Origin of the sequence: Pseudomonas sp. P9_2 (assembly GCF_034008255.1) — a bacterium.
Classification (GTDB): Bacteria; Pseudomonadota; Gammaproteobacteria; order Pseudomonadales; family Pseudomonadaceae; genus Aquipseudomonas; species Aquipseudomonas synxantha_A.
Genome location: NZ_CP125376.1, coordinates 3,832,529 through 3,851,308 on the forward strand (window position 1 = coordinate 3,832,529; position 18,780 = coordinate 3,851,308).

At 62.3% G+C, this 18,780-nt stretch carries 20 protein-coding genes; 5 read left to right on the forward strand and 15 right to left on the reverse strand.

The features are described 5' to 3' along the window. Positions 1-175: 175 nt before the first annotated feature. From QMK52_RS17225 to feaR, 3 genes are all read left to right on the forward strand, one after another. The gene (locus QMK52_RS17225; protein ID WP_194438705.1) at positions 176-1,675 is read left to right on the forward strand and encodes an APC family permease; all 1,500 of its coding nucleotides are present in this window, start codon (positions 176-178) and stop codon (positions 1,673-1,675) included. Then, positions 1,638-2,204 (forward strand): DUF3156 family protein, encoded by a 567-nt coding sequence (locus QMK52_RS17230; protein WP_320403127.1) that lies wholly within the window; start codon positions 1,638-1,640, stop codon positions 2,202-2,204. The genes QMK52_RS17225 and QMK52_RS17230 overlap by 38 nt, the downstream gene beginning before the upstream one ends. A 115-nt stretch (positions 2,205-2,319) precedes the next feature. Next, positions 2,320-3,261 (forward strand): transcriptional regulator FeaR, encoded by a 942-nt coding sequence (gene feaR, locus QMK52_RS17235; protein ID WP_320403128.1) that lies wholly within the window; start codon positions 2,320-2,322, stop codon positions 3,259-3,261. 143 nt (positions 3,262-3,404) lie between these two features. On the opposite strand, the gene QMK52_RS17240 is transcribed toward feaR, so the two are convergent. The 5 genes from QMK52_RS17240 to QMK52_RS17260 are packed head-to-tail and all read right to left on the reverse strand — an operon-like array spanning position 3,405 to position 7,472. Further along, entirely contained in the window at positions 3,405-4,157 is a 753-nt protein-coding gene (locus tag QMK52_RS17240) for an SDR family oxidoreductase (RefSeq protein WP_005789553.1), read from the reverse strand. Continuing rightward, the gene (locus tag QMK52_RS17245) at positions 4,147-4,950 is read right to left on the reverse strand and encodes an SDR family oxidoreductase (RefSeq protein ID WP_320403129.1); all 804 of its coding nucleotides are present in this window, start codon (positions 4,948-4,950) and stop codon (positions 4,147-4,149) included. Before QMK52_RS17245 ends, QMK52_RS17240 begins: the two co-directional genes overlap by 11 nt. Beyond that, a complete protein-coding gene (locus tag QMK52_RS17250; RefSeq protein ID WP_320403130.1) occupies positions 4,943-5,764 on the reverse strand; it encodes a molybdenum cofactor biosynthesis F family protein in 822 nt (273 codons plus the stop codon). The genes QMK52_RS17245 and QMK52_RS17250 overlap by 8 nt, the downstream gene beginning before the upstream one ends. Positions 5,765-5,775: 11 nt before the next feature. Then, entirely contained in the window at positions 5,776-6,141 is a 366-nt protein-coding gene (locus QMK52_RS17255; RefSeq protein WP_320403131.1) for a cupin domain-containing protein, read from the reverse strand. Between the two features lie 32 nt (positions 6,142-6,173). Further along, the gene (locus tag QMK52_RS17260) at positions 6,174-7,472 is read right to left on the reverse strand and encodes an NAD(P)/FAD-dependent oxidoreductase (RefSeq protein WP_032880375.1); all 1,299 of its coding nucleotides are present in this window, start codon (positions 7,470-7,472) and stop codon (positions 6,174-6,176) included. 206 nt (positions 7,473-7,678) lie between these two features. Here QMK52_RS17260 and hpaR point away from each other — a divergent pair, with 206 nt between their 5' ends. Beyond that, positions 7,679-8,101, forward strand: coding sequence for a homoprotocatechuate degradation operon regulator HpaR (gene hpaR / locus QMK52_RS17265; protein WP_005789546.1), 423 nt, complete (start codon positions 7,679-7,681; stop codon positions 8,099-8,101). 124 nt (positions 8,102-8,225) lie between these two features. Here hpaR and hpaI read toward each other — a convergent pair whose 3' ends face one another. The 8 genes from hpaI to QMK52_RS17305 form a co-directional block, all read right to left on the reverse strand. Next, entirely contained in the window at positions 8,226-9,026 is an 801-nt protein-coding gene (gene hpaI, locus QMK52_RS17270) for a 4-hydroxy-2-oxoheptanedioate aldolase (protein ID WP_194438698.1), read from the reverse strand. Positions 9,027-9,042: 16 nt separating this feature from the next. After that, positions 9,043-9,846 carry a 2-oxo-hept-4-ene-1,7-dioate hydratase gene (gene hpaH, locus QMK52_RS17275; RefSeq protein ID WP_032880377.1) on the reverse strand — a complete coding sequence of 268 codons (804 nt, stop codon included), beginning with the start codon at positions 9,844-9,846 and terminating at the stop codon, positions 9,043-9,045. Positions 9,847-9,857: 11 nt separating this feature from the next. Continuing rightward, complete coding sequence (locus QMK52_RS17280) at positions 9,858-11,162, reverse strand: MFS transporter (protein WP_005789541.1); 1,305 nt, start codon at positions 11,160-11,162, stop codon at positions 9,858-9,860. Positions 11,163-11,208: 46 nt separating this feature from the next. Further along, complete coding sequence (locus QMK52_RS17285) at positions 11,209-11,601, reverse strand: 5-carboxymethyl-2-hydroxymuconate Delta-isomerase (RefSeq protein ID WP_005789539.1); 393 nt, start codon at positions 11,599-11,601, stop codon at positions 11,209-11,211. A 15-nt stretch (positions 11,602-11,616) separates the two neighbouring features. Next, the gene (gene hpaD, locus QMK52_RS17290; RefSeq protein ID WP_194438694.1) at positions 11,617-12,474 is read right to left on the reverse strand and encodes a 3,4-dihydroxyphenylacetate 2,3-dioxygenase; all 858 of its coding nucleotides are present in this window, start codon (positions 12,472-12,474) and stop codon (positions 11,617-11,619) included. Between the two features lie 154 nt (positions 12,475-12,628). Further along, positions 12,629-14,089 carry a 5-carboxymethyl-2-hydroxymuconate semialdehyde dehydrogenase gene (hpaE, locus tag QMK52_RS17295; RefSeq protein ID WP_032880382.1) on the reverse strand — a complete coding sequence of 487 codons (1,461 nt, stop codon included), beginning with the start codon at positions 14,087-14,089 and terminating at the stop codon, positions 12,629-12,631. A gap of 5 nt (positions 14,090-14,094) precedes the next feature. Next, positions 14,095-14,865, reverse strand: a complete 771-nt coding sequence (locus QMK52_RS17300; RefSeq protein WP_194438692.1) for a fumarylacetoacetate hydrolase family protein — start codon at positions 14,863-14,865, stop codon at positions 14,095-14,097. After that, the gene (locus QMK52_RS17305) at positions 14,862-15,527 is read right to left on the reverse strand and encodes a fumarylacetoacetate hydrolase family protein (RefSeq protein WP_320403132.1); all 666 of its coding nucleotides are present in this window, start codon (positions 15,525-15,527) and stop codon (positions 14,862-14,864) included. The genes QMK52_RS17300 and QMK52_RS17305 overlap by 4 nt, the downstream gene beginning before the upstream one ends. A 98-nt stretch (positions 15,528-15,625) precedes the next feature. On the opposite strand from QMK52_RS17305, the gene hpaA reads away from it, so the two are divergent. Then, complete coding sequence (gene hpaA / locus QMK52_RS17310; RefSeq protein WP_177464424.1) at positions 15,626-16,516, forward strand: 4-hydroxyphenylacetate catabolism regulatory protein HpaA; 891 nt, start codon at positions 15,626-15,628, stop codon at positions 16,514-16,516. Here hpaA and QMK52_RS17315 read toward each other — a convergent pair. Together QMK52_RS17315 and QMK52_RS17320 are read right to left on the reverse strand one after the other, a co-directional pair. Then, positions 16,443-17,912 (reverse strand): efflux transporter outer membrane subunit, encoded by a 1,470-nt coding sequence (locus QMK52_RS17315; protein ID WP_320403133.1) that lies wholly within the window; start codon positions 17,910-17,912, stop codon positions 16,443-16,445. The genes hpaA and QMK52_RS17315 overlap by 74 nt on opposite strands. Continuing rightward, a complete protein-coding gene (locus QMK52_RS17320; RefSeq protein ID WP_078821783.1) occupies positions 17,912-18,706 on the reverse strand; it encodes a helix-turn-helix transcriptional regulator in 795 nt (264 codons plus the stop codon). Before QMK52_RS17320 ends, QMK52_RS17315 begins: the two co-directional genes overlap by 1 nt. Positions 18,707-18,780: the final 74 nt, after the last annotated feature.

Genomic DNA, 18,780 nt, shown 5'->3' on the forward strand with positions numbered 1-18,780 from the left:
GCGAGGGGCGTCAAGCCAAGTCTTTGCCATGCGTGCCAGGGAATTGACCCTGGCCGCCAGGTGCTACGCCGTGGCAGGCAGCTACAAAACCAGCGGCAGACAGGGGCAAGACGATCAACGCGGGTGGGGCGCAGAGTGCCGACACACTAAAAAAACCGCTTTCGAGGACCCCACCATGTCGATCAACGACCGACTCACCGCGCACCTCAACCGAGGCACGGTAGGTTTCCCCACCGCGTTGGCCAGCACCATTGGCCTGATCATGGCCAGCCCGGTGATTCTTACCGCCACCATGGGCTTCGGCATCGGCGGAAGTGCGTTTGCCCTGGCAATGCTGATCGCCGTGGTGATGATGCTGGCCCAGGCGACCACCTTCGCCGAGGCCGCGTCGATGCTGCCCACCACCGGTTCGGTGTACGACTACATCAATTGCGGCATGGGCCGGTTCTTCGCGATCACCGGCACCCTGTCGGCGTATCTGATCGTGCATGTGTTCGCCGGCACCGCCGAAACCATCCTCGCCGGGGTCATGGCGCTGGTGAACTTCGAACACCTCAATACCCTGGCAGAATCGGCCGGCGGCTCGTGGTTGCTGGGCGTGGGGTTCGTGCTGGTGTTCGGGGTGCTGAATGCTTTCGGGGTCAGCGCCTTTGGCCGCGCAGAGATTATCCTCACGTTCGGCATGTGGACCACCCTGATGGTGTTCGGTGTGCTGGGCCTGATCGCCGCGCCAGCGGTGCAGTTGGATGGCTGGTTCGGGGAATCACTGGTGGGCACCGACCTGGTCACCGTGCTGTCGCTGGTGGGCATGGCGATGTTCATGTTCGTCGGCTGCGAGTTCGTCACCCCGCTGGCGCCGGACCTGCGCCAGTCGGCCAAGGTGATGCCACGGGCGATGATGCTCGGGCTGATGGGCGTGGCGACGTGCATGTTTATCTATGGCGCCGCGATGAAGCGCCAGGTGGAAAACGTGGTGCTCGACGCCGCCTCCGGCGTGCACCTGTTGGACACACCCATGGCTATCCCACGGTTCGCTGAACAGGTGATGGGGCAGATCGGGCCGCTGTGGCTGGGTATCGGTTTTCTCTTCGCCGGTGCTGCGACCATCAATACCTTGATGGCCGGTGTGCCGCGTATCCTCTACGGCATGGCGGTGGATGGCGCGTTGCCGAAGGTGTTCACCTACCTGCACCCGCGCTTCAAGACGCCGTTGCTGTGCATTCTGGTGGCGATGCTGATCCCGTGCCTGCACGCGCTGTACCTGGGCGGCAATACCGACAACATCATGCACCTGGTGCTGGCGGCGGTGTGCGCGTGGAGTTTTGCTTACCTATTGGTGACGCTGTCGGTGGTGATCCTGCGCATTCGCCGTCCGGACCTGCCCAGGGCCTATCGCTCGCCGTGGTTCCCGCTGCCGCAGATCGTCTCCAGCATCGGCATCCTGCTGGGCATGTGGTTTATCACCCCGCCCGGCATGAACCCGGCCGACATTTATGTGCCGTTTGGGGTGATGCTCGGCGTGACCGCCACCTATGCGTTGTTCTGGACCCTGGTGGTGCAGAAGGTCAACCCCTTCAAGCCAGCCTGCGTCGAGGAGGTGTTGGCCAAGGAATTCAGTCATGAACCGGGGCCTGCCCATGATGGTTATAACGACTTTGCGGCAAAAACTGTGTGAGCTGTTCAGCGCAGACCGTGCACCGAGCGGTTATCGACCTGGGGTGACCCTGGCGCGCTTGCGGCGTGATCTGGGCCTGGCGACGCTTGAAGTGGACGGTGTGAACTTCGAGATTGTCGAGCGCACCGAGTCGCAGTTGTTGATGCACCTGGTGCTGACCGAGTGCGTCCTGCGCGTACCGGCTTCAGCGAGTGGCGCTGGCAGCTTCGAGGTGCACCATGGCGGCGCTATTCGGCGCAACGGTATCCGCTTGCGCCGGCGCTCCGGCAGCCAGGCTCTGGCGTGTGAGCTACAGGCGCGCTTGCTGGCCGACAGCGGGTTGTTCCAGGCGCTGATGCCGCTGGATTTCAAGCGCCTGCGCATTGATCTCAAGGACCGGCAATGGTGTGTGCGCCTGGAGCATATGGGCGGGAGTGAGGTGGTCAATCGGATGCCTGCGTTTCGGCGTTACATTGCTGTAAGCCCTGAGCAACGCAACCATTTACTGGCGGCGTTGGCGGGTATCAAGCGGGCGCTGTCGACGCTGTGATTGGCATCATTAGTGCTTCTGCAAAGGGCAAACAGGTTGTTGTTGCGTGCATATAGATAACATGTTAACTATTGCATCAGAACAACAAAAAGAACGCCACTGCGGAGACACCCCCATGAGCATCCCACAGCATGCACCCGACGGGCTCGACAGCTGGAACCGCGAACTGCGCGCCGCGTGCGGCCACTTCGATACCGAACTGGCCTTCAACCGTTCGCTGTTTATTGGCGAGATCCACAACTTGCCTCGTGGCTTGGCCATCCTGCGCACCAATGCCGGGCTGATCAAACGCCCGACGCACCACGCCGATCACGACAATGACCAGGAGTGCTTCCTGGTCAGCCAGCGCAGCGGCTATTCGCAGATCACCCAAAACGAGCATACCGTGCAGCTGGCCCCCGGCGAGATGCTGTTGATGGACTCGGTGGGCTCGATCGAAATCACCCCCTTTGGTTTGATCGAACATGCCTCGCTGTCGTTGCCGCGCACCGAGGTGTGCAAGCACCTGGGCGGCCAGGCGCTGGCGTTCGGCAAGATCTCCTCGACCAAAGCCTGTGGGCGTATGTTGCATGTGTTGATGGATCAGCTGTGCAAGGACGACACTGATGACGACGCCACGCAAGTGGACGCGCTGCAGGCGGCCTTTGTGTCGCTGCTGGGCTCGGCGCTGGAGCAGGGCGATGAGTGCCGCGAGGGCGTTGCTGCGTTGCAGGGCAATAATCTGCGCAGCTATGTGCAAAAGGTCATTGATGAGTCGTTGGGCCAGCCTGGCCTGAGCCCGATTGGCCTGGCCAACCGCCTGAATATCTCGGTGCGGCACCTGTACCGTTTGTTCGAGGAGCAGGACGACAGCGTCTGCCGCTACATCCAGCGCGCACGGCTCAAGCGCAGTGCGGACGACTTGACCAACCCCTTCCTGCGTAGCGAGTCGATCACCTCGATTGCCTACAAGTGGGGCTTTACCGACTCGGCGCACTTCAGCCGTTCGTTCAAGAAGCAGTTCGAGGTGTCGCCCAAGGATTTTCGCTCCAGCCGGTTGCAGGCGGTGGGGGCATAAACAGATCCTTCAGGCTGCAGGAGATCCAATGTGGGAGGGGCGGTGCGACGATTCGACTTGCTCCCGATAGCAGTGTGTCAGCCATTGGATATTTGACTGAACCATCGCTATCGGGAGCAAGCCCCCTCCCACATGGGTCCCCGTTATTCGGGCAGGGTGGAGCCACCATCGACCACCAAGGTCTGCCCGGTGATATAGCCAGCCAGGTCAGAAGCCAGAAACAGCATCGCGCCGGCAATATCCGCAGCCGCGCCCAAACGCCCCAGTGGCACACGGCTGGCGATGCTCTCATTCAGCGCGGCATCGCCCAGGTTGCTCATCGCCGGCGTGGCGATCATGCCCGGTTCCACGCCATTGACCCGCACATTCAACGGCGCCAGTTCCAACGCCGCGTTGCGGATAAACCCATTCACCCCAGCCTTTGACGCCGCATAGTGGCTCAGCCCCGGATAACCCACCCGGTTGCCGGTGACCGAAGACGTCACCAGCACGCAACCCCGGCCTTGCTCACGAAACATCGGTAACGCCGCCTGGGTCAGCCAGAACAGCGCCGAGAGGTTCACCGCCAAGGTGCGTTGCAAGATCGCCGGGGTGATGTCAGCGAACGCGGTCAGCGGGAAATAGCCAGCGTTGTGCACCACAATATCCAGTTGCGCCAACCCTTGAACGCAGGCGAATACCGCCTCGGCTTGCGCCAGGTCAACGCCCACGGCCTCGACCTGATAGCCCTGCGCGCACAACCCAGCGGCCACCCTTTCAGCTTGTTCAAGCAGGCGATCAGCAATCACCACCCGCGCACCGCGTTGGGCAAAGGCTTGGACGATGCCCAGGCCAATCCCTTGGGCGCCGCCGGTGACCAGCACGACTTGGCCGCTGAAATCCAGGTCATTGGGCATGGGCAGGCTCCAGGCGCGTAAACGCCAGAGTCGGCACGTCGACGATGCTGGACCCGCCGTCCGCCAACAAGGTCGCCCCGGTAATGATCGATGCGTCGTCGCTGGCCAGGAAGCGGCATACCTTGGCGATCTCTTCGGCCCGGGCGGCGCGGCGCAGCGGCACATCGGCACACACGCGCTCGTACGCCTGCTGCAAGGTGTCGCCGTACGCTTCCATCAACGGCTGCATCTCGGCATCGGCCATCGGCGTGTGCACCCAGCCCGGGCACACCGCGTTCACGCGCACGCCGTGGGGGCCGTAGTCCCGTGCCAGCGAGCGATTGAGCCCGAGCAACGCATGTTTGGCCGTGGTGTAGCCGCACACCTCGGGTCCCGCCGCGAGCGAGGCGATGGAGCCGATCAGCACGACACTGCCGGCGCTTTCCTGCAACAGCGGCAGGCAGGCGCGGGCACTGTAGAACGCGCTGTCCAGATTACTGCGCAGCGCCGCTTCCCACGTAGACGGGCTGGTCTGGGTCGCGCTGCCCAGGCCATGACCGCCGGCACACGCCAGCAGCACATCGATACGCCCGTAGTGGGCGTGAATCTCGCGGATAAAACCATCCCAGGTGTCGGGGCAGGCGGCATCGCCCACCAGGATCAGGCCGCCGCTGGCCTGCGCCACCTGTTCCAGTGGCTCGCGGCGCCGGCCGATCAGTACCAGCCGTGCGCCTTCCTGCGCGTACAGCCGGGCACAAGCGGCGCCGATGCCGGTGCCGGCCCCGGTGATCACCACCGTGCGCGGCTCAGTCACGGGGGTACTCCGTGCGGTTGAGCACCTGGCAATAGGAACTGATCGGGAAGTTCGACAGCGCGTCGAAGGATGCCCCCGCGTAGCCGAAGATTTTGCCGTCGCTGCGGTGTTGTTGCAGGTCGATCAGCACCAGGCCGAGGGTGGGCACGATCTTCTCCTGCCAGACGAACAGGTACAGCTGCTCGGCGATCTTGTAGTAATGGCAGCGGTCGGTGTCGCACAAGCCTTTCTCCACACCCTCAAGGCATTGCCAGGCGTAGAATTGCGGGTTGAGGTAGATGTGCTCGTAGACCTCGCTGGGGCTATAGCGATACTGGTTGCGCAGGCCCACCAGCTCGTCGGTCGGCGCGTGCAGGCAGTGGCCGTCCTGCCAGGGCCGGTCGAGGCTGCCGTGGAGGAAGTCGGCGTGCACCGAGGTCAGCGGCTTGCCGGCCAGGGCGCGGTGATAGAGCCCTTCATGGGTCTCTGCCTGATCCGGCAGACGGCCAATCACGGCGGTAAACGACGCATTCGGCGTGTCCAGCACCAGGCTGATCGACCAGCTTTGCCCGGCCTCGTGCTTGATGAAATCCACCAGGTACAGACCCGGGCGAATCGAACTGGCGCGGTAGGCTGCGCTGCCGCTGGAGTGACCATCGGCAGCGTGCCAGGCCAGGCGCTCCTGCTCGAAACGGTGTTCGATCTGCCAGCCATTGGCGAAGTGCAAGGTGAAGGTCTGGCCGGCCAGGTCGGCGAGGTTCGGCAGGATGAACGCCTCGGGTGCAAAGCCGTCGGCCAGGGCGCCCACGGTGATCCAGTCAGAAGAAGTGCTCATGGCAAGGCTCCTTAAACGACGGCGAAGTAGTGTTTGACGAAACTCTCGCTGACCACTTCCCACAGCACCGGCGTGCCCTTGGTCACAAACCAGCTGTCACCGGCCTTGTAGCGGTTGGACTGGCCGGTGGACTCATCGGTGAGTATCACCTCGCCGGTGACCACGGTAGCTTGTTCGGCGAACGGGTAGACCATGCGGAACTTGCCCCGGGTGGTGCCGAAATAGGCGCTGCTGACCGCATCGGTAGGCGCGCCGAATGTCATCTTGCCGAAGGCGCGCACCTCGCCTTCAAGGATCTGTGAGCCGAGGTCGGCCACGGTGCCCCAGGCATCGAGTTCCGACAGCTGGACGTTATGTTTGACGGTGGTGAGGGTCATGGCAGTGGTTCCTGATGAGTGAAAAAAGCGAATCAACGACGCCCGTTCCAGTAGCCGGACAATTGGTGCCAGGATTTGCCCGCCGTCAGCAGCAGAGGGCGAATTGCGTCCTTGCCGATGATGGTCGGGCGGCGGATCGAGCTGACCAGGTCATAGCGCGCCGAGCCTTCGCTCATGCCTTCGGCCAGGACCTTGCAGATGATGTGGCTGGGCGTGACGCCAAAGCCTGAATAGCCCTGCACGAAAAACGCATTGCTGCGCCCCGGCAAGGTGCCGATCTGCGGGAACAGATTCGGGCTGCACGCCATCGGGCCGCCCCAGGCCAGGTCGATTTTCACGTCCTTGAGGTAGGGGAAAATCTTCAGCATCAGGTGGCGGTTCCAGGCTTTCAGGTCGCCGGGAATATGCTCGACCAAAGGCGTCGCGGCGCCGAACAGCAGGCGGTTTTCATTGGTTACGCGGTAGTAGTCGATCACCGGGCGGATATCGCTGTAGGCGCCACGGATCGGGCTGATGCGCTGGATCAGTTCTTCGGACAACGGCTCGGTCATCATCTGGAAAGCGTAGGTGTTGATGGTCGAGCGGTGCAGTTCCGGTTCGAGTTTGTTGAGAAAGCTGTCACAGGCCCACAGCAACTTGCCGGCGCGTACCGAACCGCGCCCGGTGCGCACGGTGATGCGTTCGCCGTAGCTGACCTCCAGGGCCGGGCTGTTCTCAAAGATCTTTACCCCATGGCCGGCCAGCGCGGTGGCCTCGCCCAACAGCAGGTTCAGCGAATGCACATGCCCGCCGCCCATGTGCAGCAGCGCACTGGTGTAGGCGTTGGAACCGATGATCTGCTGCACATCCGAGCCGCCGAGAAAGCGGATTTCATGCTGACTGTTGACCGACTTGAAGTCCTTCTCCCAGGCGCGCAGAGTTTTTTCCTGGCGGGCGTTGAAGCCCATATAGCCGTAGCCGTGGCAGAAATCGGCATCGATGTTGTACTTGGCGATGCGGTTCTTGATGATATCGGCGCCCAGGTCGCTGATCTCGAACACCTGGCGCAGCCCGTCTTCGCCCACGTCCTTCTTGATCTTCTCCAGGTCATGGCCGATGCCCGCCATGATCTGCCCGCCGTTGCGGCCGGTGCCACCAAAGCCCAGGTAGCGCGCTTCAAGCACCACGATATTGGTGATGCCTTTTTCCGCCAGTTCCAGCGCGGTGTTGATCCCTGAAAAGCCGCCACCGATCACCACGACATCCGCGTCGATGTCTTGCTCCAGGGTGGGGAAACTGAGGTTGTATTTCTTGGTGGCGGTGTAATAGGTGGGGGTTTCGATATTGATCATGGCGCAGCCTGAAAAAGTGAAGGAAGGCGCTGAAGCGGATGCCTCCATTAGGGCCCCTGACGGGCTGGAAGTCTTGATCCTGCGTGCCCGGGTTTTTGATTCAGCGCGCCACGGGCGAGGGCACACACAAGTTATAGCGCGCTCGCTGGCGGGGAATGTTAGAGTTTCGTTAAATTATTAACTAAATACTTCGTGACCCTGATCCTATGTCCAAACCTCGACAATCCCTGACCCTGGCCTTGCTGCAAGCGCGTGAGGCCGCGATGAGTTTTTTCCGCCCGTCCCTGAATGAACACGGCCTGACCGAACAGCAATGGCGCATCATCCGCATCCTCGAACAGCACGGTGAGCTGGAGATTTACCAACTGGCGGAACTGGCGTGCATCCTAAAGCCGAGCATGACCGGCGTGCTGGTGCGCATGGAAGCTGCCGGCATGGTGCACCGACGCAAGGCCGAACAGGACCAGCGCCGGGTGCTCATTACTTTGGCGGACAAGGGCAAGGCGAGTTTCGAGTCCATGAGCCAGTGCATGGAGGCCAATTACCAGCGTTTGCAGGATCAGCTTGGCGAAGAGAAATTCCAGACCTTGCTGGGGTTGCTGGATGACTTGAAGAACATCAAGCGCTGAACTAATGACTGAACCACCGCCGGTCAACTGTGGGAGCTGGCTTGCCTGCGATAGCGTCGGGTCAGCTGGCTTATTTGTCGCTGATACACCGCTATCGCAGGCAAGCCAGCTCCCACATTGGATCTCAGTAGACACCACCGGTATTGGCAGCCACCGGTACGTCTTTGAACTTCCCGGCCAGGCTTTGCAACCCGCGCATCAACACCGTGGTATCCACCCCCACCGCCACGAACGTTGCGCCCAGTTCGATATAGCGCCGCGCCAGGCGTTCATCCGCACTGAGAATCCCCGCCGCCTTGCCCGCTTGAACGATGCGCACAATGGCGTCTTCAATCGCCGCCTGCACTTCAGGATGCCCGGGGTTACCGCGATGCCCCATGGCCGCACTCAAGTCCGCCGGGCCGATGAACACACCGTCCACCCCTTCGACGGCGGTGATAGCGTCCAGATTGGCCAGGCCCTCGCGGTTTTCAATCTGCACCAGCAGGCACATCTGCGCATCGGCCTGGTCGAGGTAGTCGGTGATGCTGTTCCAGCGCGAAGCACGGGCCAGGGCACTGCCGACGCCGCGAATACCCTGGGGTGGGTAGCGCAGGGCGCGCACCAGTTCTTGGGCCTGGGCAGCGCTTTCGACCATGGGCACCAGCAGCGTCTGCGCGCCGATATCCAGCAGTTGCTTGATCAATGCCGTGTCGCCGACCACGGGGCGAATCAGCGCCTGGCTGGGGTAGGGCGCGATGGCCTGCAATTGCGCAAGCATCCCCTGCAGGTGGTTGGGCGCATGTTCGCCGTCGATCAACAGCCAGTCGAAACCGGCATTGGCGGCCAACTCGGCGCTATAGGCATTGGCGAGGCCAAGCCACAGGCCGATCTGCACCTCGCCGTTGTGCAGGCGTTGTTTGAAGCGGTTGACAGGCATGTCCATGACAATCCTCCAGTGTTCAGACGAAGCGACAGGCGATCGAACCGAGCAGGTCGTAGTCGACGTGGAAGGTATCCCCGGGGCGGGCCGCCACCGGGCGGGTAAACGAGCCGCCGAGAATCACCTGGCCAGGCAGTAAGGTGACGTCATGCGCCGCCAGCTTGTTGGCCAACCACGCCACGCCCTTGGCCGGGTGGTTGAGCACTGCCGCCGAGACGCCGGACTCTTCGATCACGCCATTGCGATACAGCACCGCCGGCACTTTGCGCAGGTCGATCTCGGTGGGGCGCACAGCCCGGCCACCGAGTACCACGCCGGCATTGGCGGCGTTGTCGGAGATGGTGTCGAACACCTTGCGGGTGGCGTTGGTCTGTGGGTCGACCTGCTGGATGCGTGCGTCGATGATTTCCAGCGCCGGGATCACCCATTCGGTCGCGTCGAGCACGTCGAACACCGTGCAGTTCGGGCCCTTGAGCGGCTTGCCAAGGATGAACGCCAGTTCCACTTCCACACGCGGCACGATGAAGCGTTCGAAGGGAATATCACTGCCTTCGTCGAAAAACATGTCATCGAGCAGGGCGCCGTAATCGGGCTCGGTGATGTTCGAAGAAACCTGCATGGCTCGTGAAGTGAGGCCGATCTTGTGGCCCTTGAGCGTGCGCCCGTTCTTGATCTTTTGCGCAACCCATTCGCGCTGGATGGCGTACGCATCCTCGAGGGTGATGCCGGGGTAGTCGAGGGAAAACTGACGTACCTGTTCGCGGCTGCGTTCGGCGCGGTCCAGGTGGGCGGCGGCCGCGAGGATTTGCTGGGAGTCGAGCATGGCAACGGTCTCTAGTGTGGGTTGACGATGGCGGCCTGAGTGCGCAGCACCAGCAGGCCACCGAGGGCGATAAACAGGGCGAGTACGTACAGGGCCAGGCTGGCGCTCTGGGTGGCGTCGCGCATCCAGCCGATCAGGTAGGGGGCGAGGAACGCGGCGATGCTGCCGAACGAGCTGATCATGGCGATGCCTGCGGCTTGAGTGGTGTTGGAAAGAAACGCCGGCGGCAGTTGCCAGAACATCGGCAGCGCCGCGCTGGCGCCCATGCCGGCGACCACCAACCCGCTCATCACCAGCAGCGCATTGCCGGGCGCCAGGCCCGCGACGGCAATGCCGACAGCGGCCATCAGCAGGGGCACGCATAAATGCCAGCGACGCTCGCGGTGGCGATCGGACGAGCGCCCACAGCCGAGCATGAAGAAGCAACCGGCCAGGTACGGCACGGCGCTGAGCAAGCCGACCTGGCTGTCGCGGCCGATACCGGCGCCGTGGATCAGGCTTGGCATCCAGAAGGCCAGGGTGTTGACCGCCAGCATCACCGCAAAGTACACGGCCACCAGCAGCCACACTTGCGGATCTCGCAGGATGCCGCTGAACGAGGTGATGGTCTTGCGCTGTTCTTCGTTGCTCAACTGGGTGCGCAGTTGCTGTTTTTGTTCGCTGCTCAACCAGTGCACCACTTCGAAACTGTCCGGCAAGCACTTGAGCACCACCAGCCCCAGCAGCACCACGGGCGCACCTTCGATCAGGAACATCCATTGCCAGCCGCGCAGGCTGCCCACGTCGTGGAAGTTCTCCAGGATCGCCCCGGAAATCGGCCCGCCCAACACCCCGGCCATGGGCACTGCGATGGCAAACAAGGCGGTGACCTGGGCGCGTCGCCGCGCCGGGTACCAGCGATTCAGAAACACCAGAATCCCCGGGAAAAACCCGGCCTCGGCCACCCCCAGCAAAAAGCGCAGCACGTAGAAGCCCCTAGCACTTTCCACCCACAACATGCCGGTGGAGAGCAGGCCCCACACCACCATCAGGCAGGCGATCCAGCGCCGTGGCCCGACCCGGTCCAGGGCCATGTTGCTGGGCACGCCAAACAGCGCGTAGGCAATGAAAAACAGCCCGGCGCCAAAGCCGTACACCGTGTCGCTGAACTGCAGGTCGTGGCTCATCTGCATCTTGGCGAAGCCGATGTTGATACGGTCCAGGTGGGCGAACAGGTAACACACCAGCAACAAGGGCATCAGGCGCCAGGTCACCAAACGATGGGTGCGGTCGTGCTCGGCAAGCCGCAGGCTTGCAGTGGAGTGGGCTGTGCTCATGATGTTGTACTTTTTGTCTGAGTGGCCGTGAGGGGAGGGCAGGTTTTTATCCCGCCGCGTTATTCAGGAACGCATGCACATTGTTCTGCTTGAAGTTGAGCTGTGGGTGCAACTCGACCATCTCGAACGACAGCGCCAACAACCGCTGCGCCTGCAATTGGGCGAAGTGCGCGGTGATCACCGCGAACACGGCTTCGGCCACCGCCTGGCGCGTGGCCAGGTCGCGGCCGTGGCCGACCTTGAGGGTCATGTGCACGAAGGCGTAGTCATGCTTGCCGTCGGCCATGCGCCAGGTGTCCAGGCGCACACCACGGCTACGGATGCCGCCCAACGGAAACACGCCACTGTCGCCCAGCACGCGGTGGATTTTTTCAAACAGGCCAGGCAAATCGGCCTGAGGTTCAAGGTTGTCGGTGTACTCAGCGATAAAGTGCGGCATAGGTTTCTCCCAAAGCTACAGCGGGAAAATCGCGTTGATCTGGCCAGTGCCCGAACTGCCGAACGGCGGCGTGATGATCTCGGCCGGCTGGGCATAGTCCGGCCCACCCAGCAGGCCCAGGAGCATAGCGGTGTCGTGCATCTTGCCTTCGCCAAAGCAGTGTTCGGCGTAGTCCGGCAGCATCGCGCAGAACTCTTTGAAGCGGCCTTGCTTCCACATGTCCACCACATGCAGGTCCATTTGCTTATCGAATTCGCGGGTCCAGTTGTGGATATTCGCTTCAGCCTGGCGGTCATCCGAGAACCGATGGGACAGTGAGCCGGAGGCCAGCACCAGCACTTTTCGGTCACTCTTTTCGATCGCCCGGCGCACAGCGGCGCCGAAGGCAAAGCTGTCTTCCAGGCGATGCCAGGCGCACCAGGCAGCGATGGAAATCACCTTGAGTTTTTGATCCTCGGGCACTCCCATGTGCATGTAGCGCATGGGCACCAGCGTGCCGTATTCCAGCTCCAGGCTCGGGATGTTATGGGCCATGCTGCGCACGCCGGCCAGGTTGGCTTCGGCGGCGATCAGCTCGCCCAACTCGGGGCAGCCGGGGTAGGCGTAATCCATGTTCTTGATGAAGTGCGGCAGCTCGTTGCTGGTGTAGGTGCCCTGGAACTGCTCGCCACAGTTGACGTGATAACCGCTGTTGACCAGCCAGTGCACGTCGAACACCACGGCGGTATTGGCCCCCAGTTCGCGGGCGCGCCGGCCGATTTCCTTGTGCCCGGCAATCGCCGCTTCGCGACAGCCGTGATGTTTGCCGGGCAGTTCCGACAGGTACATCGACGGTACGTGGCAGATCTTCGCTGCCAGAACCACTTCGCCCATGATGATTCTCCTGAATAATTATTCTTGTAAGGCTTGTGAGGTCCCTGTGGGAGCTGGCTTGCCTGCGATTGCATCGACTCGGTAAGGCTGAAGGACTGCGGTGTCTGCATCGCGGGCAAGCCCGGCTCCCACAGGAGGCTTGTTTGATCCTGGGCTACACACCCCAGCGCGGAATGTGATGACTGCCCATGGAAATACACACGTTCTTGATCTCGGCAAACACTTCAAAGCTGTACTGGCCACCCTCGCGCCCGGTGCCCGAGCCTTTCACCCCGCCAAAGGGCTGACGCAAATCGCGCACGTTCTGGCTGTTGATAAATACCATGCCCGCCTCAATACCGCGCGCCAGCCGATGAGCCTTGCCGATGTCCTGGGTCCAGATATAGGACGCCAGCCCGTATTCGGTGTCGTTGGCCAGTTGCAGCGCTTCGGCTTCGTCCTTGAACGGGATGAGGCACACCACCGGACCAAAGATTTCTTCCTGGGCGATGCGCATCCGGTTGTTCACATCGGCAAACACCGTCGGCTGGATAAACTGGCCGCGGCTCAGGTGCGCCGGCAAGTTGGCCGGGCGCTCCAGGCCGCCGGCCAGCAGTGTGGCGCCTTCCTCCAGACCGATCTTGATGTAGCCGGTGACCTTGTCGTAATGGGCCTGGGTGATCATCGAGCCGACCTGGGTCTTGGGGTCCTGCGGGTCGCCCACGATCAGGCGCTTGGCCCGCGCCGCGAACTCGGCGACAAATTGCGGGTAGACACTTTCCTGAATAAAGATACGGCTACCGGCGGTGCACCGCTCGCCGTTCAGGGAGAAGATCGTGAACAGTGCGGCGTCGAGGGCGCGCTCCAGGTCGGCGTCTTCAAAAATCAGCACCGGCGACTTGCCGCCCAGCTCCATGGAGTACTTTTTAAGGCCCGCGGTCTGCATGATTTTCTTGCCGGTGGCAGTGCCGCCGGTAAAGGAAATCGCCCGTACATCCGGATGGCGTACCAGTGCATCACCAGCGGTCGCGCCGTAGCCCTGGATCACATTGAGCACGCCGTTGGGGATCCCGGCTTCCACCGCCAGGCGTCCCAGTTCATTGGCGGTCAGTGGCGACAGCTCCGACATTTTCAATACAGCGGTATTGCCCAGCGCCAGGCACGGCGCGGTCTTCCAGGTGGCGGTCATGAACGGCACGTTCCATGGCGACACCAACCCGCACACGCCTACCGGCTGGTACAGGGTGTAGTTGAGCATCTGGTCATCCACCGGATAACTGTGGCCGTCCATGCGGGTGCAGACTTCGGCGAAAAAGTCGAAGTTGTGCGAGGCCCGTGGGATCAGCACGTTTTTGGTCTGGTGGATCGGCAAGCCGGTGTCGAGGGTTTCCAGTTCGGCCAGGCGTGGCACATTCTGCTCAATCAATTCGCCGAGCTTGCGCATCAAGCGTGCGCGCTCCCTGGCCGGGGTGTTGGCCCACTTGGGAAACGCCTCCTTGGCCGCCGCCACGGCTTGTGCGACTTCATCGGCACCACCGCTGGCGACTTCGCCGATGGCCTCGCCGGTGGCCGGGTTGTAGTTGATGAATACGTCTTTGCTCTCGACCTCACGGCCGTTGATCCAGTGTTTGATCATGTTGTTCAAGCCTCGTTGACGGCGGAAAAAAACGCCGCCTCACTGACAATACGGTTGACCAGGCGGCCTACACCTTCGACTTCCACCACCACTTCATCCCCCGGCACCACATCGGCCAGGCCCTCGGGCGTACCGGTGGCGATCATGTCGCCGGGTTGCAGGGTCATGAAGCTGGACAGGTATTCGATGAGGTAGGGGATATCGAAAATCATGTCTTGGGTGCTGCCTTCCTGGCGCAGCTCGCCGTTGATCCAGGTGCGCAACTTCAGGTTGCCTGGGTCGGGCACATCGGCCACGTCGACGATCCAGGGGCCCACCGGGGTGGTGGCGTCGCGGTTTTTAACCCGCAGGTTGGGGCGGTAGTAGTTTTCCAGGTAGTCGCGGATCGCGTAGTCGTTGCACACCGTGTAACCGGCCAGGTAATCCAGGGCGTCGGCGCGCTTGACGTTGCGCGCGGTCTTGCCGATCACCGCCACCAGCTCGCACTCGTAGTGCATGTAGGCGACGTTGTCTGGGCGCCAGGTGACCTGGCGGTGACCGGTGTAGGTGCCGACCGACTTGATAAAGGCCAGCGGTTCGGTCGGCGGTGTGAAGGCCAGTTCGGCGGCGTGATCGGCGTAGTTCAAGCCCAGGGCGAACATATTGCCGGTGGCGGGCGGCAGCCATTGCACCTGATCTTCGGCAAGCCGCCGGCCATCGCTGAGGCGCACGCTGTGATCGTCGTCTACCTGCACGGCATGGATCTGACCTTCAAAACGGATACGTGCGCGCTTCATGCCAGTGCCTCCGCCTGAACGATATTGAGCAGGCGGCCGACGCCAGTGATTTCAACTTCAACGCGATCACCCGGCTGCACATCCACGCGGCCCTCCGGTGTACCGGTGATCAGCACATCACCGGGGTGCAGGGTCATGAACTCGCTGATCTCGGCGATCAATTGCGGGATATCGCGCACCCAACGGGCGGTGGAGTTTTGCTGGCGCAGCTCGCCATTGACGAAGAGCTTGAGGGCCAGCTCGTTGGGGTTGGCCACTTGATCCCGCGCAATCACTTGCGGGCCCAAGGCGCAAAACCCATCGCGGCATTTGGCTTTGACGGCAGGGCGGTAGTAGCTGTCTTCCGGCAGGCTGAATTCGTTGACCACCACATACCCGGCCACATGGGCCATGGCATTGTCCAGGCTGACGCGGCTGGCGCGTTGGCCGATCACCACGCCCAGCGCCGGGCCCGGTTGCAGGCGCTCGCCTGCAGCCTGCAGCACCACGCCGCCATGGGCATTGCGGGTGTTGGGCGTCTTGATGAACAACACCGGCTTGGTTGGCGGCTTCTGGTAGGGCGCCTGCGCGAAGGCGGCGAGATGTTGGTCCAGCAGGCCCTGGTAGTTCAGCGCAACGCCGAACAGGGTGCCGCTGGCAACATCATGCAGGGTACGGCTCATGCGTTTCTCCTGGCGGTGACGACGGCTGCATAGGCAGTTCGTTAAGTTGTTAACGTTATAATTAATATGTTAACTACCGTCAAGCGTGGCACACTCCGATGGCATCACAACAACAAGAAGAGGGCGACGTGCAGCCGATTCCCAACATCAACCTCGGGCAGGTCTACGACCAGCGTTACAGCGACGCCGAGGTGCATTACGACAAGCTGGGCAACCTGGCAGGTTTTTTCGGGCGCAATATGGCCGTGCATCGCCATGACCGGTTTTTCCAGGTGCATTACGTCAAGAGTGGCGCGGTGCGGGTGTATCTGGACGACCGCCAGTACGTCGAAGCAGGGCCGATGTTTTTTCTCACGCCGCCCACGGTGGCCCACGCCTTCGTCACCGAAGCCGATGCCGACGGGCATGTGCTGACGGTGCGCCAGCAACTGGTGTGGGGCTTGATCGACGCCGACCCCAGCCTCGCCTCCGGGGCTGCGTGTGTCGCGCTGGGTGCCGACGCCGAAGGGCTGGACCAGCTTTTCGAAGAACTGTGCGGCGAGATCAACGCCGAACGGGCAGGGCGCGCGGCCGCCCTCGACAGCCTGACGCGCCTGATCATGATCCGCCTGCTGCGCCTGTGCGCCCACGCCCTGCCGGCACGGCCGACGGCCCATGAAGACCTGCGGATTTTTCACCGCTTCAACGAACTGATCGAAGCCCATTACCTGGAGCATTGGCCGCTGGCGCGTTATGCCCAGGCCATCGGCGTGACCCAGGCACGCCTCAATGAGGTATGCCGACGCATCGCCGACCTGCCCTCCAAGCGCCTGATTCTTGAACGCCTGATGCAAGAGGCCAAACGCCTGCTGTTGTTTACCGGCAGTTCTGCAAATGAAATCTGCTACCAGCTGGGGTTCAAGGACCCGGCGTATTTCAGCCGGTTTTTCCTGCGGTATGCGCAGATGACGCCGGGGGAGTATCGGTTGCGGCAGTCGGCGTTGCGTTGACGCGCCACGCCCCACCCAACGCCGTATACAGGTTCACCTCCGCCACCAGCTGCGCCAGCCTGTCCACGATCAACGCCTGTTGCGAGCTGAACAACGCACGCTGCGCATCGAGGAACGTCAGGTTGCTGTCCACGCCGCTGCGGTAGCGGTGCTGGGCCAGGTCGTAATAGTTCTGGTTGGCGGCAACGAAATCCCGTTGCGCATCCAGTTGGTCGTTGAAGGTCTGGCGAGCGGCAAGGCCGTCGGCGACTTCCTGGAAGGCGCTCTGGATGGACTTTTCGTACTGGGCCACCGTGATGTCCTTCTGCAACTTGGCGTAATCGAGGCTGGCACGCAGGCTGCCGGCGTTGAAGATCGGCAGGTTGATTTGCGGCTGGAAGGTCCAGGTGCCCGCGCCGCCCTTGAACAGCCCCGACAGCTCCTTGCTGGTGCTGCCGGCATTGGCCGTGAGGGTCACGGACGGAAAGAACGCAGCACGGGCGGCGCCGATATTGGCGTTGGCCGCCTGCAACTGGTATTCGGCCTGGAGGATATCCGGGCGGCGTTGCAGCAGGTCGGAGGGCAACCCGGCGGGGACGCGGGCGACCAGATCATCGGCCAGCGGGCGAGCGGGCAGATGCTCATCCACCGGGCCGCCCACCAGCAGCACGAGGTTGTTAAGGTCCTGGGCGACCTGGCGTTCATAGCGAGCGACGCTGGCGCGGGTGCTTTCCACTGCGGTACGGGCTTGCACCACCTCCAGCGCCGAAGCTTTGCCTGCGTTTTTGCTGCGGCTGGTCAGTTGCCAGCTATGGTCGTTGGCCACCAGGGTTTGCTCGGCCAGGGCCAGTAGTTCCTGATCGGCGCGCCAGGTCAGGTAGGCGTTGGCCACGTTCGCCACCAGGCTCAATTGCGCACTGCGCCGGGCTTCTTCGGTGCCCAGGTAAGTCAGCAACGCCTGTTCGCTGAGGCTGCGCACGCGGCCGAACAGGTCCAGCTCATAAGCGCTCAGGCCCAAGGTGGCGGAATAGTTGGAGGTGATCGCCGATTTGCCGGTGCCTGTCACGTTACCTGGTAATTTCTGACGCTTGCCGGCACCGCTGGCGGAGATCGCCGGGAACAGATCAGCGCGCTGTATACGATACTGCGCCTGGAACGCCTCTACATTCAGGGCGGCCACCCGCAGGTCGCGGTTGTTGACCAGGGCATCGGCAATCAACCGTTGCAGCGCAGGGTCGTGGAACAGCTGCTGCCAATCCGGATTCTGCGTCAGGTCGCCGGCCTGCGCCAGGCTGTACACGCCGCCTTGAGGATACTGCGCAGGCGTCGGCGCCGCTGGCCGCTGATACTCGGGGATCAGCGAACAGCCACTGAGCGTCCACGCCATGCCGACGCAGCAAAGCATCCGTTTGTTCATCAGGCGCCCACCATCCATTTGGCCAGGCCATGCCGACCGCTCACGCCCAGCTTGGCGGCGGCGCGCTTGAGGTAGGTTTCGATCGAGCTGTTTTTTACACTGAGTTTTTCCGCGATCTGCGGCACGGTGCCGCCGGTCAGCAGGCCGAGGCACACTTCCTGCTCGCGCGCCGAAAGGGTGATATCGCTCAGAGCCAGGCGCTTGTAGAACTCGCGCTGCAATTGCGATTGTTCCAGCAGGGTGTGGGCCGGCTCAGTCTCGGCGTGCGGCACCTGGCGCAGCAGTTGCGCGTGCCGCTCCATCAACGGCAACAGGGTGTCCGACAAGCACTTGAGAAACGACAACTCAGCCAGGGAAAACCCACGTTGGGTTGGCGGCCGGTAGAACGAAATCACACAGCGTCGGTTCCCCTGGCGCGATACCAGATTGCACTGGTGCGAACTGCCCAACGGGTGCGCACTGTTGGCCTTGGCTTTCATCTGGATCAACAACGGGTCTTGCATGCGCAGCATTTCGCGCATCAGCGGGTGGTCGTTCAACGGGTGCAGTGTCTGGGGTACAGACAACTCCTTTTTCAGCCCGGCGCTGCCCAGCAGCTTGATGTCGAGCACGCGGTCGCGCAGCTCATCGAGCGTCCATTCGCTGAGGTCCACCAGGTGAATCGGCACCCATTTGTCCACCAGATGCAACATGTCTGCGGCGAAGCGTTCATGGCCGCTGTTTGAAATCAACTCGCCCATTTCGGCATAAAAATGCGGGCCCTGTGTGTCGCCAATACTGCGGGTCAGATTCATAGCCATCTCATCCTTGATGTCGAAAACCGTCTGCGGAGGCTCCGGGCTGCGGCGGGGCGATCCGTACTGCTTGA

Coding starts and splice junctions, on each gene's coding strand:
- hpaD (WP_194438694.1), bottom strand. CDS start 12,474: ATGGGCGAAGTGGTTCTGGCAGCGAAGATCTGCCACGTACCGTCGATG.
- feaR (WP_320403128.1), top strand. CDS start 2,320: ATGAGCATCCCACAGCATGCACCCGACGGGCTCGACAGCTGGAACCGC.
- QMK52_RS17305 (WP_320403132.1), bottom strand. CDS start 15,527: ATGAGCCGTACCCTGCATGATGTTGCCAGCGGCACCCTGTTCGGCGTT.
- QMK52_RS17315 (WP_320403133.1), bottom strand. CDS start 17,912: ATGAACAAACGGATGCTTTGCTGCGTCGGCATGGCGTGGACGCTCAGT.
- QMK52_RS17255 (WP_320403131.1), bottom strand. CDS start 6,141: ATGACCCTCACCACCGTCAAACATAACGTCCAGCTGTCGGAACTCGAT.
- QMK52_RS17300 (WP_194438692.1), bottom strand. CDS start 14,865: ATGAAGCGCGCACGTATCCGTTTTGAAGGTCAGATCCATGCCGTGCAG.
- QMK52_RS17250 (WP_320403130.1), bottom strand. CDS start 5,764: ATGAGCACTTCTTCTGACTGGATCACCGTGGGCGCCCTGGCCGACGGC.
- hpaH (WP_032880377.1), bottom strand. CDS start 9,846: ATGCTCGACTCCCAGCAAATCCTCGCGGCCGCCGCCCACCTGGACCGC.
- QMK52_RS17320 (WP_078821783.1), bottom strand. CDS start 18,706: ATGAATCTGACCCGCAGTATTGGCGACACACAGGGCCCGCATTTTTAT.
- hpaA (WP_177464424.1), top strand. CDS start 15,626: ATGGCATCACAACAACAAGAAGAGGGCGACGTGCAGCCGATTCCCAAC.
- QMK52_RS17280 (WP_005789541.1), bottom strand. CDS start 11,162: ATGAGCACAGCCCACTCCACTGCAAGCCTGCGGCTTGCCGAGCACGAC.
- QMK52_RS17225 (WP_194438705.1), top strand. CDS start 176: ATGTCGATCAACGACCGACTCACCGCGCACCTCAACCGAGGCACGGTA.
- hpaR (WP_005789546.1), top strand. CDS start 7,679: ATGTCCAAACCTCGACAATCCCTGACCCTGGCCTTGCTGCAAGCGCGT.
- hpaI (WP_194438698.1), bottom strand. CDS start 9,026: ATGGACATGCCTGTCAACCGCTTCAAACAACGCCTGCACAACGGCGAG.
- QMK52_RS17240 (WP_005789553.1), bottom strand. CDS start 4,157: ATGCCCAATGACCTGGATTTCAGCGGCCAAGTCGTGCTGGTCACCGGC.
- hpaE (WP_032880382.1), bottom strand. CDS start 14,089: ATGATCAAACACTGGATCAACGGCCGTGAGGTCGAGAGCAAAGACGTA.
- QMK52_RS17260 (WP_032880375.1), bottom strand. CDS start 7,472: ATGATCAATATCGAAACCCCCACCTATTACACCGCCACCAAGAAATAC.
- QMK52_RS17285 (WP_005789539.1), bottom strand. CDS start 11,601: ATGCCGCACTTTATCGCTGAGTACACCGACAACCTTGAACCTCAGGCC.
- QMK52_RS17230 (WP_320403127.1), top strand. CDS start 1,638: ATGATGGTTATAACGACTTTGCGGCAAAAACTGTGTGAGCTGTTCAGC.